The organism is Larkinella knui, from assembly GCF_003858645.1.
GTDB lineage: Bacteria > Bacteroidota > Bacteroidia > Cytophagales > Spirosomataceae > Larkinella > Larkinella knui.
The window spans coordinates 205,451-221,390 of sequence record NZ_RQJP01000003.1; the positions used below are offsets into that span (position 1 = coordinate 205,451).

Annotated in this window: 17 protein-coding genes; 8 read left to right on the forward strand and 9 right to left on the reverse strand. The window is 50.0% G+C overall.

Going from position 1 to position 15,940, the window contains the following annotated elements; all coding sequences use genetic code 11:
- Window position 1: 1 nt before the first annotated feature.
- The 4 genes from EHT87_RS14815 to EHT87_RS14825 form a co-directional block, all read right to left on the reverse strand.
- Complete coding sequence (locus EHT87_RS14815) at window positions 2-688, reverse strand: response regulator transcription factor (protein ID WP_124907435.1); 687 nt, start codon at window positions 686-688, stop codon at window positions 2-4.
- A 128-nt stretch (window positions 689-816) separates the two neighbouring features.
- Window positions 817-975, reverse strand: a complete 159-nt coding sequence (locus EHT87_RS31750) for a CcmD family protein (RefSeq protein WP_185716282.1) — start codon at window positions 973-975, stop codon at window positions 817-819.
- Between the two features lie 14 nt (window positions 976-989).
- The gene (ccsA, locus tag EHT87_RS14820; protein ID WP_124907436.1) at window positions 990-1,697 is read right to left on the reverse strand and encodes a cytochrome c biogenesis protein; all 708 of its coding nucleotides are present in this window, start codon (window positions 1,695-1,697) and stop codon (window positions 990-992) included.
- Window positions 1,698-1,769: 72 nt separating this feature from the next.
- The gene (locus EHT87_RS14825; RefSeq protein ID WP_124907437.1) at window positions 1,770-2,726 is read right to left on the reverse strand and encodes a sugar phosphate isomerase/epimerase family protein; all 957 of its coding nucleotides are present in this window, start codon (window positions 2,724-2,726) and stop codon (window positions 1,770-1,772) included.
- A gap of 112 nt (window positions 2,727-2,838) precedes the next feature.
- Between EHT87_RS14825 and EHT87_RS31300 the strand changes: the two genes are divergently transcribed.
- Complete coding sequence (locus tag EHT87_RS31300; RefSeq protein WP_185716231.1) at window positions 2,839-3,852, forward strand: YEATS-associated helix-containing protein; 1,014 nt, start codon at window positions 2,839-2,841, stop codon at window positions 3,850-3,852.
- Between the two features lie 57 nt (window positions 3,853-3,909).
- Here EHT87_RS31300 and EHT87_RS31305 read toward each other — a convergent pair whose 3' ends face one another.
- The 5 genes from EHT87_RS31305 to EHT87_RS14855 all read right to left on the reverse strand — a co-directional run bounded on the left by EHT87_RS31305 (window position 3,910) and on the right by EHT87_RS14855 (window position 7,677).
- Window positions 3,910-4,086 (reverse strand): hypothetical protein, encoded by a 177-nt coding sequence (locus EHT87_RS31305; protein ID WP_185716232.1) that lies wholly within the window; start codon window positions 4,084-4,086, stop codon window positions 3,910-3,912.
- Window positions 4,087-4,263: 177 nt separating this feature from the next.
- The gene (locus tag EHT87_RS14835; RefSeq protein WP_124907438.1) at window positions 4,264-4,773 is read right to left on the reverse strand and encodes an SgcJ/EcaC family oxidoreductase; all 510 of its coding nucleotides are present in this window, start codon (window positions 4,771-4,773) and stop codon (window positions 4,264-4,266) included.
- Window positions 4,774-5,290: 517 nt separating this feature from the next.
- Window positions 5,291-5,944, reverse strand: a complete 654-nt coding sequence (locus tag EHT87_RS14840; protein WP_124907439.1) for a hypothetical protein — start codon at window positions 5,942-5,944, stop codon at window positions 5,291-5,293.
- A gap of 330 nt (window positions 5,945-6,274) precedes the next feature.
- On the reverse strand, window positions 6,275-6,973 hold the full coding sequence (locus EHT87_RS14845) for a beta/gamma crystallin-related protein (protein ID WP_124907440.1): 699 nt from the start codon (window positions 6,971-6,973) through the stop codon (window positions 6,275-6,277).
- A gap of 518 nt (window positions 6,974-7,491) precedes the next feature.
- Window positions 7,492-7,677, reverse strand: coding sequence for a tyrosine-type recombinase/integrase (locus tag EHT87_RS14855; protein WP_310587562.1), 186 nt, complete (start codon window positions 7,675-7,677; stop codon window positions 7,492-7,494).
- 192 nt (window positions 7,678-7,869) lie between these two features.
- Here EHT87_RS14855 and EHT87_RS14860 point away from each other — a divergent pair, with 192 nt between their 5' ends.
- The 7 genes from EHT87_RS14860 to EHT87_RS14890 all read left to right on the forward strand — a co-directional run bounded on the left by EHT87_RS14860 (window position 7,870) and on the right by EHT87_RS14890 (window position 15,885).
- Complete coding sequence (locus tag EHT87_RS14860) at window positions 7,870-8,871, forward strand: alpha/beta hydrolase (protein ID WP_124907441.1); 1,002 nt, start codon at window positions 7,870-7,872, stop codon at window positions 8,869-8,871.
- A 22-nt stretch (window positions 8,872-8,893) separates the two neighbouring features.
- Window positions 8,894-9,268 (forward strand): DUF3471 domain-containing protein, encoded by a 375-nt coding sequence (locus EHT87_RS31310; protein WP_185716233.1) that lies wholly within the window; start codon window positions 8,894-8,896, stop codon window positions 9,266-9,268.
- Window positions 9,269-9,331: 63 nt separating this feature from the next.
- Complete coding sequence (locus EHT87_RS14870; RefSeq protein WP_124907443.1) at window positions 9,332-10,660, forward strand: PQQ-dependent sugar dehydrogenase; 1,329 nt, start codon at window positions 9,332-9,334, stop codon at window positions 10,658-10,660.
- A 279-nt stretch (window positions 10,661-10,939) separates the two neighbouring features.
- The gene (locus EHT87_RS14875) at window positions 10,940-11,689 is read left to right on the forward strand and encodes an SDR family NAD(P)-dependent oxidoreductase (protein WP_124907444.1); all 750 of its coding nucleotides are present in this window, start codon (window positions 10,940-10,942) and stop codon (window positions 11,687-11,689) included.
- Between the two features lie 22 nt (window positions 11,690-11,711).
- The gene (locus tag EHT87_RS14880) at window positions 11,712-12,665 is read left to right on the forward strand and encodes an aldo/keto reductase (RefSeq protein WP_229321111.1); all 954 of its coding nucleotides are present in this window, start codon (window positions 11,712-11,714) and stop codon (window positions 12,663-12,665) included.
- A gap of 234 nt (window positions 12,666-12,899) precedes the next feature.
- Window positions 12,900-13,235, forward strand: a complete 336-nt coding sequence (locus EHT87_RS14885; protein WP_124907445.1) for a PadR family transcriptional regulator — start codon at window positions 12,900-12,902, stop codon at window positions 13,233-13,235.
- A 10-nt stretch (window positions 13,236-13,245) separates the two neighbouring features.
- The gene (locus EHT87_RS14890) at window positions 13,246-15,885 is read left to right on the forward strand and encodes an ABC transporter permease (protein ID WP_221622025.1); all 2,640 of its coding nucleotides are present in this window, start codon (window positions 13,246-13,248) and stop codon (window positions 15,883-15,885) included.
- The last annotated feature ends 55 nt before the right edge of the window (window positions 15,886-15,940 follow it).

Sequence of the window (15,940 nt, forward strand, 5' to 3'; positions counted from 1 at the left end):
CTTACTCCACTTTTAAAATATAACCCATTCCGGCACGGGTATGAATCAGTTTTGGCTCAAAATCCCGATCAATTTTCTTGCGTAAGTAGTTGATATACACTTCAACCACATTAGTACCGGGATCAAAATTGAGGCTCCAGACTTTCTCGGCCAGATCCATTTTGGAAACCACCCGCCCCCGGTTGCGAACCAGGTATTCGAGGAGCGCAAATTCCCGGGCCGTCAGATCGATCGGTGTGTTGTCGCGCCTGACCTGCTTGGTCGAACTGTTTACTTCCAGGTTGGCGATGCGCAGTACTTCATCGGCCACCCGTTTGTCGAGCAAATCCACGCGCCGGAAACAGGCCGCAATCCGGGCATTCAACTCCCTGAAATCGAAGGGTTTCACGAGGTAATCGTCGGCCCCGCGTTCCAGCCCTTCCACTTTATCCTCAATTTCGCCCAGGGCCGTCAACATAATAATGGGCAAATGCGGTTTTTCGGCCCGAACATTCCGGCAAATTTCATACCCGTTCAGCCCCGGCAGATTGATGTCCAGAATGACCAGATCGAACGGTTGCCGCAGCGCCAGATCCCGGCCATTGTAGCCTTCATAAGCCACCTCGGTCTGGTACCCTTCTTCCATCAACCCCCGGCTGATGTTCTGGGCAATCCGGCGGTCATCTTCAACGATCAAAATGGTTTTCATACGGCTTCGAAATCAGAACGGTTACCAAACTAACGTCACAAACCGCCCATGCGGTTCTTGAAATTAGAATTCTAAGGGTATTCTAATCTGGTTTTGAACCGTTTCGGCTCCCCGCAGTGAGCAGGAGATCACCGTTTTATCCGCAGCTGAAGTTTGTTCACTCGGCTGCCAATTCGAAGAAGATAATACAACCAGCCTAACAATACAACGGCAACGACAACCGTAACCACCCAGATTTTACCGTCTTCCCGCAACGCTTTCGTTAGTAAATCAATCAGCTGATACATGGCTACTCGTGTGATTAATGGGGTAATTCAGTTGGAAATGCAGCGGTTTTTTGGGCTTCTTCGGACTCATCCAGTTTGTTTTCCAGGCGACGTAACCGGATCCGGAGCTGGGTAATCCAGAACCCTAACAGGGTAAATCCGACAAAAGCAGGCCGGATGATCATTTTTATTGAATGGTCGGAATCGTACGAATTGAAACCCGGATTTCCCCCGTTCCCGGGATGCAGGGAATCGGTTAATCGGGGCAGAATCAGAATGAGGGGAATAAAGACGGCGAAGGCAAAGATGTTATAAACCGCCGAGATTCGCGCCCGGCGCAGTTCGTCATCAAACGAGCTGCGCAAGATGAAATAAGCCAGATACATCAGCATACTGACGGCCACCCCGTTGGTTTTCGGATCATTGGGCCACAGCGCGCCCCAGGCAAAAAAGGCCCAAACCGATCCGGTAATACAGCCTAACACGCCAAATAAAATGGCCGTATTGGCCAGTTCAACCGCTATCAGGTCATCCCCGAGATGACCTTTCAGGAGGTAACGGACTGAAAAAATGGCCGACGACAGGAGCATAACCATCATGGCAATCCACAACGGCGGATGGAAGAATGTATTCCGGATCGACTCGTGCAAAATGGGCAATCTCGGAACCGGACTCATGAGACCTGCCAGAAAAACGTACGCTAAAAGAAGTACAGTCACCGCTTTCCACCAATTTTTTCGCATGAGTTTAAGGGTCGTTAGGATGAGTTAGCCCCGCTGTGCCTGTAAACGGCGACGCGTTTTTCAGCATTTTTTTTACACCAAAGCCGCTTTTTTCAACATCCCCCGCAACGTCTGCAAATCGGTCTGCATGGCCTGATAGACCTTCTCGCGTGGAATCGTAATGTCCCGTTTACCCTGATCGGCTCCCCCCAACGGGTATTCGAGGTGCAGGGAAATCGGAACACGAACGTTCAATTGTTTCAGGAGAGCGAAATAAGCCGGAAAATCGACCATGCCCTGTCCGAGAGGAACGCTCTCGGCTTTCCATTTTCCGTTCACTTTTTTCCAGACCACATCCTTGATGGCGATAAACCGGATATGGGGAGCTATCATCCGCAAGCCCGTCGACCACGACGTGCCGCCCTCCACGGTTGCGTGACGAATGTCGTACTGAGACCCCATCGCGGGATTGTTAACCTCCTGAAGCACCGTGGCCAGATCCCAGGTGGCCGAGCCGAAGTTGGTTCCGGCATGGTTTTGATATGCCCCGACGACATTCAGTTGCTGGTTGAGTTTGCCCAACTCGCCGAATTGCCGCTTGAAATGCTCAAGGGATTCCCTAATGGGTTGTCCGGCCGGATAGGGCACCCAGCCGGTGCGGTAATACCGAATTCCCTGTTTGCTGGCGGTTTCCAGAAGCGTACGGGCCGGCTCATCCGCCTTCGTAACCGCCGTGGTGATCGTGGGCACGCTCAGGTTCTTCTTTTTCAGAATTTCGACGGCTTTTGGCAAATCGGTGCGAACGTTGGCCGGTTCGACGTGTCCCTCGGGCCGCACCGTCAGATCGACGCCATCAAATCCGAGGTCGGACGCCACGGCCGCCAGTTCATTGTAATTCAGAAAATGCAGGAGTTTGGAAAAAATATGAATACTGAAGGGGGCGGCATCGACCGCCGGTTGTGGAAAAGCCATCGTTTCGGCGACCGGGCCAACCAGACCGGTTGCCAGTAGCCCTTTTAATAAGTCACGTCGTGGAAGCAGGGAAGACATAGCGTTTCGGAATGAGTTAAGTCGATAAGAAATTTTGCGGAAGTATCTACTCAATATCTGCCTTATTCGCTACCTTACAGCCACTTACCGTAAAACCGCTTCCTCTTTTTTTATGAATTCTATTCTGTCTTCCTACGACTTGTGGACCGTTCTGGGTACCATGTTACTGGCTGGTATCATTGGCGGTTTGGTTAATTGCTACCTCCCGACCGCTGCTGAAGAATCGCCAAAAATCTGGTGGAAATGTGTTCTGATGGGGCTGGGGGCTTCGCTGATCGTGCCGGTTTTTCTGTTTCTCACCCAGAGCAAGATTCTGGACGAACTGGTAAAAGTAATTCCCGAAAATGCCCCCGGTGCTTCTGCGAACCCGGCGATTTCGGCAGCCATTAGCCTGAAAGTGCAGAATTACCTGGTTTTTTTCAGCTTTTGCACCATCGCAGCCATCTCATCGACCCGGTTTATTACCTCGGTAAGCGATCGGTTGATGGCCGAACTCAAAAAAGAAGTGAAGGAAACCAAACAGGAGGTACGGGAAACGAAAGAAGACGTGAAAGCAACCCGGCAGAAAGTAAAGGAAACCGACCAGAAAGTGGAGGAAACGCAACGGAAAGCACTCACCAACCGCGCGACGTTGCAGGCCGTCAAGAAAAAGATCGAAGAAAACTCGGTGGCCCGAAAGACTGCCGGAACCACCACCGAATCGGCTCAGGTGTCGCGCGGAGCGGTGACGCGCGGACCGTCACCCGTTCCGTCGGCGACGACCCTCGATACCGACGATCCGCAGAAAGGAAAGTGGGGCGGAAAAGCCGTCAGTAATTTCAAGCGGTTACAGGCGACGGTCACCCCCATTGATGAGGACGAAGACTGGTTTACGATTCGGATGGAAGTAATTTCGACCGATCCTGACCATCATCCGTTGACGGGCAAGGTCATCTTTCACCTGCACGACACGTTTGTTCCGGCGGATCAGGAAGTCATTGCGAACAATAACCGGGCGGTTTTGGAAGAAACCGGCTGGGGGGCTTTTACGATTGGGGCCGAAACGGAGGATGGAACGGAACTGGAACTGGATTTGGCGGACCCGACGGCGGCACCGGATGTCCCGGCATCGTTTCGAAGCCGATAGCCGGACTGATTTTCAGCACCTTACCACTACAAATCTTAGCTTTTATTAGAGCAAAAGCTATTTGATCTGCCTGGATTTTATGAATACCAGAATCAGCATTCCCACTGCCGGGAGCGTTAAACCACCCGCGATAAAAGCCTGACGTTCAGTACTGAATTGGGTAGTTACCCCTGAATACAGCGTGATCAGGATGGCAAATCCCAGCAAGCCGATTAAAATATTTAGCGTTTTCATAGCTCGTGCCTTCTAAAGTAATCGTATCGTCTTTTACTTTAGATGCCGAACCGGTCATTTTGTCACCTGAAAGTGAATAAAAATTTAATAGATTGAAATTGGTTGCGTAGCGAACCGGGAAAGGCAGTTTATGTCGAACCGTAATTTCTCATGTTGCCAGGAAGATCAGTCCAAAAGTTATTGGTGTGCCGGAACCGGTGTGTCTGGCTTTAAGTCGACGTTGTGATAAACAACGATTTTCCAATCGCCTGCTTGCTTCTGAAGAACTTGTAGTAGCCGGGTATGTAAGCGTCCTTTAGAGTCGACGTGTATTGCTTTTGGTGAACCATTTTTTGAAAAACCTGTAATCCAAGTAAGTGTTTCGACAATGGCAACATCCTTGCTGAGAAACCGAAAGGATACTACATCCTGCTGCAAAACCGTTTTGGCAAACATACCCTTGAATATCTCCACATGCCTTTCTAAAAACTGTTGATGCCCAGTAAAAAACATGCCCCGTATATTGGTAAACGTTCCATTCTCAGCGAAATGTTTGGAGTAGGTTTGCGCATCTCCGCCATTCCAAGAACTTACTTCTTCTTGAAGGATGGTTTGAATGGCCAGTGAATCTGGGTTTTGCTGCGCTTTCGTTGGGGTCGCGAAAAGCATGACTAGACTTGTCACGGTAATAATGAGTAAATGTTTCATAGTTGTGATATTTTAAAGTAAGAAATGTTGGTTTGCGAATAGCATATGACTTGCCGATTGCCACACTTTTAATGCAAAATACGCACTTCGAATCTTACATACTGCTGTATTTTTCAAGCCTGCCTGCGGGGCATTTTCCCTGTCGCTGGTACGCTGCCCCGCAAACCAAACCTGCCTAACCGGGGCGGTTGGCTTGTCGACTGTAACCCAATCCTACCTGTCAAAGTTAACAAAATCAGGCGGTTGAAGTGTCGACCGAAACCCGGCCAACGAGCAAAAAAGCTTAACCTCTGGGACGCACTACCTGTCGCGCGAGACACCAATTGCGGCTATATTTGCACCGCCACACCAAGCCTCTGAGCTGATGGTGTAAAAGCAAATTGACTGAACAATCGTACCCAAACCTTACACCCCCTGCCTGTTGGGCTGCAAACCATCCGTCAGGACGTGCATCTTGTCACACAAGACCCTGAATTAGCATTACAACATTGAACTTGTTAGTGATTATTCCTCCCTTTCAGTTGGTATTACTTGCCTTTTTTATTTCTAAATCGTCATTCGTGCGATTCATTAAATCCTGACAAACCGCCCCTAATTCCCGTACAATGGCATCAAACTGAGATAATATTTGAGTAGCTTCAAGCCAGCCGATGGACTGAATCGCTTGAAGTTGAACCAGCATATCTTTATCGCGATGTCCGATAGCTGTATGTCTGACTGATTTTATAGTATTCTCTCGTGCTGCTTTGAACTCGTTCATCTTTTTAGCGATAGCTTGTATTCTTTGCTTACAAACTTCAGCATCGGAAAATTGACTAACTGCTTCACGTAGAGGTTTCCCCAAAAGTTGCAAAAAGTCATTCATGCTCTCGTAAATCAGCAAATAAGCCTGCCGTGCATATAACTTTCTTTGCCAATCTTTTTCGGCAAACATGAGGTCTCTGCCAATGATTTTCAAGTCGTAAGAAACCAAGTTTAGATATCCTGAAATATTCCAAACGACGCTTGCGGATGTGAAGCTATTGAAATTGGCGTGTTCCAATCCGCCGACGATGACAGATAAGGTTTTTTCTTGAGTGTCGAAATTATTGTTTAAATCTGTCTCCAATTCCTTTCGGCTCTGTTTAATTTTTTGTGCAAGGAAAATTTCTGTCAACCTGTCGTCAGTCATTTATTTCCTGTTAAAAAGTTGAATTGTCACACGAAACCCGCCTACCTCACTTTACTTATACAACCGGGGCGTTTCTCGTGCCAACCGAAGTTGACTAACGAACCCAAAGTCTGTCTGTCAGGCCATACCCCTGTCGACCGAAAGCCGACCACTACGTTATTTCTTTAACCCGCGCCCAACAACCACGTGTTTTGATGACGACCGCAGGGGGCATTTACACACACGGACGGTTGAGCTGTCGGCCTGACTTGGCGACCCGCTTCCTGTCGCCTATGCGTGGAGCGGACCGTAACAAATGTCATCTGCTGCTCCATAAACGCGAACTCATTATCACAAAAAATGAGTAGAATCTAACCAGTGGTATACAGCCCCAGTAGAACAACCAACTTGGTAATATCCATTAGGAGGCAGAGGAGAAACAGTGTATTGTTGTGGGTTATTATTCAGAGTGTACCAAACTTCAATTGCTTTTGTTGGATGTTTATTAATAATTCGGTCAAAACCAGCTGTGCATACAATATTTTGTGGTGGATTATTGCGTATTACATCAAGATAATCTTTAGCTGGAATGACAGGAGGTAGTGGAGGAGTGGGAGTTGGTGGAGGAGTGGGGGGCGGTGTAGGTGTAGGAGCCGGCGGTGTAGGATGAGGTATAGGCAAGGGAACAGGAGGAGGAAGAGGAGGTACTGGCCCTGGACCGGGGTCACCAGAGAAGGCACGCCATGAAGAAATGGTATCATTTCGGATACCGACGGCCTCAACCCAAGGATATTGACCTACACTTAAGCGCACGGGCCCCCAATCCTCCGATTGATAATTAGCTGCACCATAGAACTCGAACGTTCCTCGTTCAATGATGAAAGAGGAAATTTTATCGTTCCAGTCACTGCCTAACGCTAATGCTGCTTGAGAGAATGTACGCCTTGCGCCCTTAAAATCTCTATCAGTAAATACAGTGATTTTAGGAGCTTCTAAAAGCTCTTCTGAGTTGTTCTGTGAGTCCAGTAAGGGAGTATCTGTCTTTTTCATGAACTTGTTAAAAGAATGAGAATGACTAGTGAGGGTGTTTGTATTGTTGCCGGGGAGCCAGACTTTAGAGCTTAAATCTCAACTTGCCAGGCGTTTGCTGTCGCCCAGAAGCGGAAATTTGAACCATTTTTTAGACGAGCACCCAACAAGCTATTTATTATACGCAACTCCGCTTAATACCAAACTACTCAAAATCAGCAAAATGATATTGATCATATTGAGTAAAAACCCTAGGTTGTCAAGTGAATCTTTTTTCAGTACAATCATAGAAAATATGCCCAAGCTTTGCAACACCAATGGCTAAAAAAGTTACTGTTAGTCAACACATTGAGCGGATTTGGGATAGTAAAGATTTCTCCAACTATTTCTTTGGTCACGATAAGTGTTTATACCGCTTCTACACCAGTGGCCAAGTCAAATGCAACAGGCGAGTGGTTATCGGCACCACCCAGGACTACGTAATCAAACGAAAGTTCTACAGCCTTTCCCAGCTACGACGTTACTCCGGCGACACGCACCTACAACCCATCCAGCGGACTTTTGAGTGTGCCGATCTTCTCAGCCGTCACATGCGTATTGCGTATCGTGGTCAGAATGCTTTCGTGGCCCAGCAACTTCTGGATGTACCGAATGTTCATACCGGCTTCCAGCAGATGCGTGGCAAACCAATGACGCAACGTATGAATACCACCGCGTTTCCGGATGCTGGCAAAACGATACTTTAAGTTTGTCTATTCTTTATAATGCGTTTGTTTTCAACCATTGCTTACCAGATTCATCACATTGATTACAATACGACGAAGAGAAGGCAAATTGGTCACTCCAAATGCCCCAACCACCACCCAACTCTCTCTAAAAATCGGTATGTTTGTCTTCCTTAAATTCCGTTGGCTGTTATGCTTATTTTGCGCCGAATTGGGCTGGTTTTGCTCGTTTTATTTATCCTGCTGAACATCGTGTCGGCGTTCCAGGCGTCCCGTTTTACGTATTTCTACAATAACCCAGAGAAAACGCCGGCCCGGAAAGCCGAAGACTATTCGACCGGCGAAAAAATTGAAGCAGCTTTTTTTGGTCTAAAACTGAAGAAATCCGTCGTCAGCGAGTACCCATCCATCCCCTACGAAACCATCCGGCTCACGAACGAATACAAACAGAAGCTGGAAGGGTGGTACATTCCTGCCGAAAATGCCAAAGGCACCGTGATTCTCTGCCACGGACACGCATCGAACAAGTCAAAAATTATTTGCGAAACGGAATACTTCCACGCGTTGGGCTACAACACGCTATCGTTCGATTTCCGGGCACACGGCAATTCCGAAGGCAATATCTGTACCATCGGCTTTCGGGAAACCAATGATCTGAAAGCCGCTTATGATTTTGTGGCGAAGGGAAAAGAAAAAAACATTATCCTCTGGGGCGTGTCGATGGGCGCGGCTACGATCCTGAAAGCCATTCCCGAACACGGCTTGAAACCGGCTCAGGTCATTCTGGAATGTCCGTTTGCTTCGCTCTACGATGCCATTCAGGGCCGCCTGCGTTCCATGCACATTCCGGCGCATCCGATGTCGGAACTGCTCGCGCTCTGGGGCGGTATGCAGCGTAGCATGTGGGTGTTTGGCTACCGGCCATCTCTATACGCCAAACAGCTCACTATGCCGGTTTTGCTGAGCTGGGGCGCGAAAGATCCCCGGGTCCTGCGGCACGAAACCGATGCCATTTTTGAAAATCTGGGCACTTCCCGCAAGAAACTGGTCGTTTTTGAGAACTCGGCCCACCAGTCGTACTGTATCAACGAAAAAGCTAAATGGCAGGAAGCTATTACCGGTTTTTTGCAAGCCAGCCCAAAACCGACCAGTAAACCGGTTGCCGAACTTCACGCTCAAACCGTTCATTTTTAGGCACTCTAAACTTCCCTTCCCTATGAAAACAAGCCTGCTTTTCGCCCTTACCTTCGCGGCTTCAACGGTGGTTTTTGCCGCAAGAAAACCGGATTTTCGGATCAAAACCGTTATTCAGGCCGACTCCACGGATTTAAAGGCGTATGCCGGAACGTATACGTTCGCGCAAAACGACAATTTCAAGCAAGTGACCATCACCGTTGAAAATGGCGAGTTGTACGGTGCCGTCGATGCGTATCCCAAAAATAAATTGCTGAAACAGGCCACCGCCGATACGTTCAAATCGACGAGTGAATACGGCTCTGTATTTACATTTATCCGCGATGCGGCAACCAAAGCGGTGACGGGATTTAAACTACAGATCATGGGCAATGAAGTGACCGCAAAGAAAGAGTAAGGATTAAAACAAACGCGTTATTCAGCCGGTTGATAGAGGATTGTGTTTAAATTCTGCTCAACAATGAAAAAACGGTTTGTTCTTATTGCACACGTATTGATAAGCATCGGGCTTCTGACAGCCTGTAATCAAAGCAAGAAAACGGAGGGCGAAGACTCCAACGCTGCGACAACGGAAGAAACCGCATCGCCGACAGCCGCGGATCTGCCCGCTCCGTCCGAATCGGCCACCCATTATAGCAATATTGTGGGCTGGAAAGACGGGCAGACGCCCAAAGCACCCGACGGTTTTGTGGTCACTGAATTCGCCCGTGATCTGGAGCATCCGCGCCGAACCTACGTGCTGCCCAATGGCGACGTACTGGTGGTTGAATCCCAAACCGAAAAGAAAGGCGTTGTGAAGAAGGTCGCTGCTGCGGTCAGTGGTCAGGCCAAAGCCGGAGCCGTCGGCGAAAGTGCCAACCGCATTACGCTCCTGCGGGATGCCAACAAAGACGGAAAACCGGAACTCCGGGAGGTCTTTCTGGAGGGCCTCAACCAGCCGTTCGGGGTGGTACTGGTTGGCAATACCTTGTATGTTGCCAATACGGACGGCGTGCTGAAATTTCCGTACCAATCCGGCCAAACCAAAATAACCGCCAAAGGTACCTCGATCCTGACGCTGCCCGCGGGCGGTTATAACAACCACTGGACACGCAACCTGCTTGCCAATGCCGATGGTTCCAAGATCTACATTTCGGTGGGTTCGGGTAGCAACGTGGCAGAACACGGAATACAGAATGAGGTGCGCCGGGCGAATATTCTCGAAATTAATCCCGACGGCACCGGCGAGCGAATCTTTGCCAGCGGACTCCGCAATCCGGTCGGCATGGATTGGGCACCGGGCACAAAAACGCTCTGGGCGGCTGTCAATGAGCGCGACGAACTGGGCGACGAACTCGTTCCTGACTACATCACCAGCGTAAAAGAAGGCGCTTTTTACGGCTGGCCCTACGCCTATTTCGGCCAGCACGAAGACCCCCGCCGAAAAGGTGAACGGCCCGATCTGGTCAAGAAAACCATCGTCCCCGATGTGCCCGTCGGCTCCCATACGGCTTCGCTGGGACTGGCTTTTTACGATAAAGATGCGTTTCCCGAAAAATACCGCAATGGCGCTTTCGTGGGTCAGCATGGCTCCTGGAACCGGTCGGCCTTTTCCGGCTATAAAGTTATTTTTGTTCCTTTTCAAAACGGAAAACCCAGCGGAAAACCGGAAGATTTCCTGACGGGTTTCATTGTCAATGATACCGACGTAAGCGGTCGCCCGGTTGGCTTGTCGGTCATGCCCGACGGTTCGCTGCTCGTGTCCGACGATGCAGGAAACCGGGTTTGGCAGGTCAGTGCAAAACGTTAATTTCGTGTTGCCACGATTGGATACCGTGGCAACACGTTTAGGCCCCAGTTCATTATCCTGATTGACAGGAAAGTTGCAACAGACCGCCTGATCCGGTAATCGTTCCGGATCTCTGCTCGGTTGCAGCCCTGCTTTTTGTACCATTTTCCGGTATTTTTTCCAGTTGGGACAATACCACTACAAATTGGTACAATTACGGGCGTCTTTTGTGGTTGTCCCGGTTACCTTTGTCGCATCACACGATAATCCGTACCGGACAAACCACTCGACTTGTACAGCATGAGCTTCCAGAACAAAGTAACCATCATTACCGGTGCTACAACCGGTATCGGAAAAGCGACCCGCGAATTACTGACCGGGCAGGGTGCCATCGTTTACAACCTCGATGTTCAAAAACCGGGCGACGATGATCGGGCGGGGGAGTTTATTTACTGCGATGTCCGCAAAAAGTCGGACATCGTTCAGGCCTACCAAACCGTTATGAACCGGGAAGGCAAAATTGACATGCTGTTTGCCAATGCAGGCATCCACCTGTTTGCCTCGATGGAGCAAACTTCCGATGAACAACTCGAAGACCTGATTGCCATCAACATTAAAGGCACCTTTTTTACGGTTCGGGAAGTGCTGCCTTACATGAAAGCGCAACGTAAAGGCAGCATCGTATTAATGGGATCCGATCAGACTTTTGTCGGGAAAGGCAGCAGTTCGGTGTATGGAATGACCAAAGGCGCAACCGGCCAGCTGACCAAAAGCACCGCCATCGACTACGCCCCGTATAACATTCGGGTCAACTGCGTCTGCCCCGGAACCATCGACACGCCCTTGCTTCATAAAGCCGTCACGCATTTTGCGTCTGTCAATGCCGTCGAAGAAGCGGGTGTTTATGAGTCCCTGGACACGATTCAACCGTTGGGGCGGATTGGAAAACCGGAAGAAATTGCCCGTGTAGTTGCCTTTTTGCTGTCGGACGAAAACTCCTTCATGACGGGTAGCCTGGTGAGTTCGGATGGCGGGTATGTTTGTCAATAGCCTCGAGATTTTCAGATACGGTATGAAATCGACAAATTCTGTTTACCGCAACGAACCCGTTTCCAGAAAGGAAATGCTTCGCATTCTGGCAGTTACCGGTGCGACGCTGGCAACCGGCGGGTTGTCGGCTTTTTCATCTCCTGTTCAAACCACCATGCTCAACCGTCTTATTCCTTCCACTAAAGAAAAGCTTCCGGTTGTCGGAATCGGAACCTGGCAGACGTTCGATGTGTCCGGAACAGCGGCCCATTCCGAACTCCTCCAAACGCTCAAAGCGGTTCATACTGCCGGGGGCAAACTGATCGATTCGTCGCCCATGTACGGGCGTTCGGAGGAGGTGGTGGGCACGCTAACGGCGGAATCCGGTCTGCAAAACCAGTTTTTTTACGCCACCAAAGTCTGGACGCGGGGGCGCGAAGCCGGTATTCAGCAAATGGAAGATTCCATGCGGAAAATGAAACGGTCGTCGATCGATCTGATGCAGATTCATAATCTGGTGGATTGGAAAACGCACCTCGAAACGCTGAAAGCCTGGAAAGCGGCCGGTAAAATCCGCTACATCGGCATCACGCATTACACCGATTCCATGCACGATGAGCTTGTTGAGATTATCTCGAAAGTCCCGCTCGATTTTGTTCAGTTCAACTACTCGATTCTGGCCCGGAACGCCGAGAAAAAGCTGCTGCCAGCCGCTCAGGACCGGGGTGTCGCCACGATCATCAACCAGCCGTTTGCCGAAGGGCGATTGTTTTCGCTCGTAAAAGGCAAAGCAGTACCGGCCTGGGCCAACGAAAATGACATGACCAGCTGGGCGCAGTTTTTCCTGAAATTTATCCTCTCCCACCCCGCCGTCACCTGCGTCATTCCCGGTACCAGTGATCCCCGCCATGCTGCCGACAACATGCTGGCCGGTCATGGTCGCCTGCCGGATGCGGCTTTGCGCGAGAAAATGGCCGGATTGATCCGGACTCTGTAACGTACCCACGGACTTTAGTCCGTGAGATTCTTAAATTTCCGGAATATCACCCTTGATCAGGACTTCGCGGACAAAAGTCCGGGGTCCGTTGTCCGAGCATGGACAAAATCTGTACGATTCCGGACAAGCAAACTTTCTAAAAACCGCCCGTTTCATCTCCAAAAGCCATTTTTTCTTTCTGGCACTCTATTTGTTTTGCAAAATTACAACTAATCGTACGACTGGCGTAAGACCATGCGAAGATCCTTTCTGGGAGAATTTGAAGAAATCGTTCTGCTGGTGGTGGCCGCTTGCCCGGAGGAGGCTTATGGAGTTACCATCTGGGAGGACGTTCAGCAGCAAACCGGGCGATCCATCACCATGAGTGCCGTTCATGCTACCTTGTACCGGCTGGAGGAAAAAGGCTTTCTTTCATCGCTCCTGGGTGGCGCAACCGCCGAACGGGGTGGACGGCGCAAGCGGTATTTTGCGCTGACGGATGCCGGTGTGCGGGCGTTGCAGGATATTCAGGAGGTCCGTAGCCGGTTGTGGCAGGCCATTCCTCCGGGAAAGTTTCAACTGATACGTTAAGAATGACTGCATGAAAACGACTCCACCCCGCTGGGCCGACCGGCTTTTGGAAACCTTCGTGGCCCCTCATCTGCTGGAGGATGTGCAGGGCGATTTGCACGAAGTGTTTTATAAACAGATCGAGACGGACGGACTTTTCAGCGCCCGCCGTGAATTCGTGTGGGCGGTATTGAATTATCTGAACCCCTTTTTTTTGAAGCGAAAACCGCAGCCGAATGCTTTCCCTGAACAGTCAAACCCAACAAATACGAGCATGATCCGTAATTACTTTAAAATTGCTTTTCGCAATCTGGTTCGCAACAAAACCTACGCCAGTATCAACGTCTCGGGGCTGGCCCTCGGGATGACCTGCGGGATTCTGATTTTTCTGCTGGTCAATTACCACCTGCATTTTGATAATTTTCACCCCAATTCCGACCGGATTTACCGCTTCGTGACGGAGCAACACCGCGAAACAACCAGTTATACCTACAGCGTTCCCAACCCGTTCGGCAAAGCATTCCGCAACGATTATACCTTTGGTGAGAAGGTAGCCCGGGTTGCCACTGCCGACGATGTGGTCCTGACGATTAAGAAGGGCCGGGAAATCCGAAAGTTCAAGGAGGGTGAAACCGTGGCTTTTGCCGAAACCGACTTTTTCGACATTTTCAATTTTCCGCTGCTCCAGGGCAACCTGAAAACGGCATTAAGCGAACCAAATACTGCCATTCTGACGCAGAAAATGGCAAGAAAGTTTTTTGGCGATGCCGATCCGATCAACCAAACGTTTCGACTGGACAACAAAATAGAGTTCAAAGTAACGGGGGTGTTAAAGGATTTACCCATCAATACCGACCGCAAAACCGAAGTTTATCTGTCGTACAACACCCTGAAACAATACAACGAATGGATGGCCAGCGACGATTCGTGGGGTGGCATCCGGAGTTCTATGCAGTGTTTTGTCCGGCTCCGGCCCGGTATTTCGCCCGCGGAGGTTGAACAGGTACTCCCCGCCTACGTGAAGAAATACCGCCCTACCAACAAAAACGTCCACCATTACAAGTTGCAACCCCTGGACGATATTCACTTCAACGCCCGCTATGGTGGCGTCATCACCAAAACCAATTTGTGGGTATTGGGCTGCATTGGCCTCTTTCTGATCTTCACTGCCTGCGTCAACTTCATCAACCTGGCCACGGCCCAGGCCCTGAAACGTTCCAAGGAAGTGGGTGTTCGGAAAGTGCTGGGCAGTTTTCGCGGTCAACTTTTCTGGCAGTTCATTGCCGAAACCGGATTGATAACGGCCCTGGCCATTGTGCTGGCCTGCGCGGTATCCGGGTTACTGCTGCCTTTCCTGAACGACTGGTTTAAGGTCCAGATCGCCATCAATCCCATTGCAAACTGGCAACTTCTGCTGTTCCTTCCATTGCTGGCTCTGGTCGTCACGTTCTTTGCCGGCTCCTATCCGGGGCTCATTCTGGCCGGTTTTCAACCGGTAACGGCCCTGAAAGGGAAAATTTCGCAGCAAAACATCGGGGGATTCAATACCCGCCGAATGCTGATTGTGGGACAGTTTGCGATTTCACAGGTGCTCATTATTGGCATGATCGTCATTACCGATCAGATGCGGTATTCGACGCAATCCGATCTGGGATTCAATAAAGAAGCCGTTGTCATGCTGCCCGTCGCAACGGAGTCGAGCGTGCTAACGATGAAAACGTTGAAAGATCAATTTTCCCAGATTCCCGGCGTTCAAACCGTATCGGTTTGCCAGGCGGCCCCGGCTTCGAACGAAAATGTGTGGAATACATCCCCGAAATACGACAACCGGGCCGAAGATGAAGCCTTTAGTGTAAGCGTAAAAGCCGCTGACGATCAGTACGTTCCCATGTTCGAATTGAAAATGGTGGCTGGCCGAAACCTCTTTCCGGCCGATTCGGCGAAGGAGTTTCTGGTTAACGAAACGTTTACCAAAAAGCTGGGGCTGAAATCGCCGGGTGAAGTGATCGGAAAAATCCTCAGTTTAAACGACGGCAACACCAAAGGGGCGATTGTCGGGGTAGTTGGCGATTTCCACGACCGCTCCTTCCACGATGACATCAACGCCGTTTGTATCGCGTCAGCGCCTGATTTATACGGGCGTTACGCCGTTAAAATTAACATGGCGACCGTAAAATCCACGCTCGCGGCTCTGGAACGAACCTGGAGTGCCATGCATCCGAACCAGGTGTATGACTATCAGTTTCTGGACGAACAGATCGGAAATTTTTACGAAACCGAAGAGCTTATGCTCAAATTGATTCAGTCCTTTGCCGCCATCGCAATTTTTATCGGTTGTCTGGGCTTATACGGTCTGGTTTCGTTTATGGCGGCCCAGAAGACCAAGGAAATCGGCATTCGGAAAGTGCTGGGCAGCAGCATCGGAGCGATTCTGTGGATTTTTGTCAAGGAGTTTTCGCGCCTGATTCTGATTGCCTTCATCGTAGCGGCTCCAATTGCCTACTACGCGATGAGCAGCTGGCTCAAAAACTTCACTTTCCGCGTCGATTTGGGAGTAGGTATCTTTGCCTCCGCCATCGTGGGCACGTTTCTGATTGCGTTTATCACCGTCGGTTTCAAATCCATCAAAGCCGCCCTGATGAATCCAATAAAAGCACTCCGCACGGAGTAGATGTCCGTTCCAATCTTCCGGGGTTGCCAACGCGCCAGATTACGTTTAAACCGGT

Bases quoted from the DNA above. Each gene is read 5' to 3' on its own strand.
- EHT87_RS14815 (WP_124907435.1), bottom strand. From the start codon at position 688: ATGAAAACCATTTTGATCGTTGAAGATGACCGCCGGATTGCCCAGAAC.
- EHT87_RS31750 (WP_185716282.1), bottom strand. From the start codon at position 975: ATGTATCAGCTGATTGATTTACTAACGAAAGCGTTGCGGGAAGACGGT.
- ccsA (WP_124907436.1), bottom strand. From the start codon at position 1,697: ATGCGAAAAAATTGGTGGAAAGCGGTGACTGTACTTCTTTTAGCGTAC.
- EHT87_RS14825 (WP_124907437.1), bottom strand. From the start codon at position 2,726: ATGTCTTCCCTGCTTCCACGACGTGACTTATTAAAAGGGCTACTGGCA.
- EHT87_RS31300 (WP_185716231.1), top strand. From the start codon at position 2,839: ATGAATTCTATTCTGTCTTCCTACGACTTGTGGACCGTTCTGGGTACC.
- EHT87_RS31305 (WP_185716232.1), bottom strand. From the start codon at position 4,086: ATGAAAACGCTAAATATTTTAATCGGCTTGCTGGGATTTGCCATCCTG.
- EHT87_RS14835 (WP_124907438.1), bottom strand. From the start codon at position 4,773: ATGAAACATTTACTCATTATTACCGTGACAAGTCTAGTCATGCTTTTC.
- EHT87_RS14840 (WP_124907439.1), bottom strand. From the start codon at position 5,944: ATGACTGACGACAGGTTGACAGAAATTTTCCTTGCACAAAAAATTAAA.
- EHT87_RS14845 (WP_124907440.1), bottom strand. From the start codon at position 6,973: ATGAAAAAGACAGATACTCCCTTACTGGACTCACAGAACAACTCAGAA.
- EHT87_RS14860 (WP_124907441.1), top strand. From the start codon at position 7,870: ATGCTTATTTTGCGCCGAATTGGGCTGGTTTTGCTCGTTTTATTTATC.
- EHT87_RS31310 (WP_185716233.1), top strand. From the start codon at position 8,894: ATGAAAACAAGCCTGCTTTTCGCCCTTACCTTCGCGGCTTCAACGGTG.
- EHT87_RS14870 (WP_124907443.1), top strand. From the start codon at position 9,332: ATGAAAAAACGGTTTGTTCTTATTGCACACGTATTGATAAGCATCGGG.
- EHT87_RS14875 (WP_124907444.1), top strand. From the start codon at position 10,940: ATGAGCTTCCAGAACAAAGTAACCATCATTACCGGTGCTACAACCGGT.
- EHT87_RS14880 (WP_229321111.1), top strand. From the start codon at position 11,712: ATGAAATCGACAAATTCTGTTTACCGCAACGAACCCGTTTCCAGAAAG.
- EHT87_RS14885 (WP_124907445.1), top strand. From the start codon at position 12,900: ATGCGAAGATCCTTTCTGGGAGAATTTGAAGAAATCGTTCTGCTGGTG.
- EHT87_RS14890 (WP_221622025.1), top strand. From the start codon at position 13,246: ATGAAAACGACTCCACCCCGCTGGGCCGACCGGCTTTTGGAAACCTTC.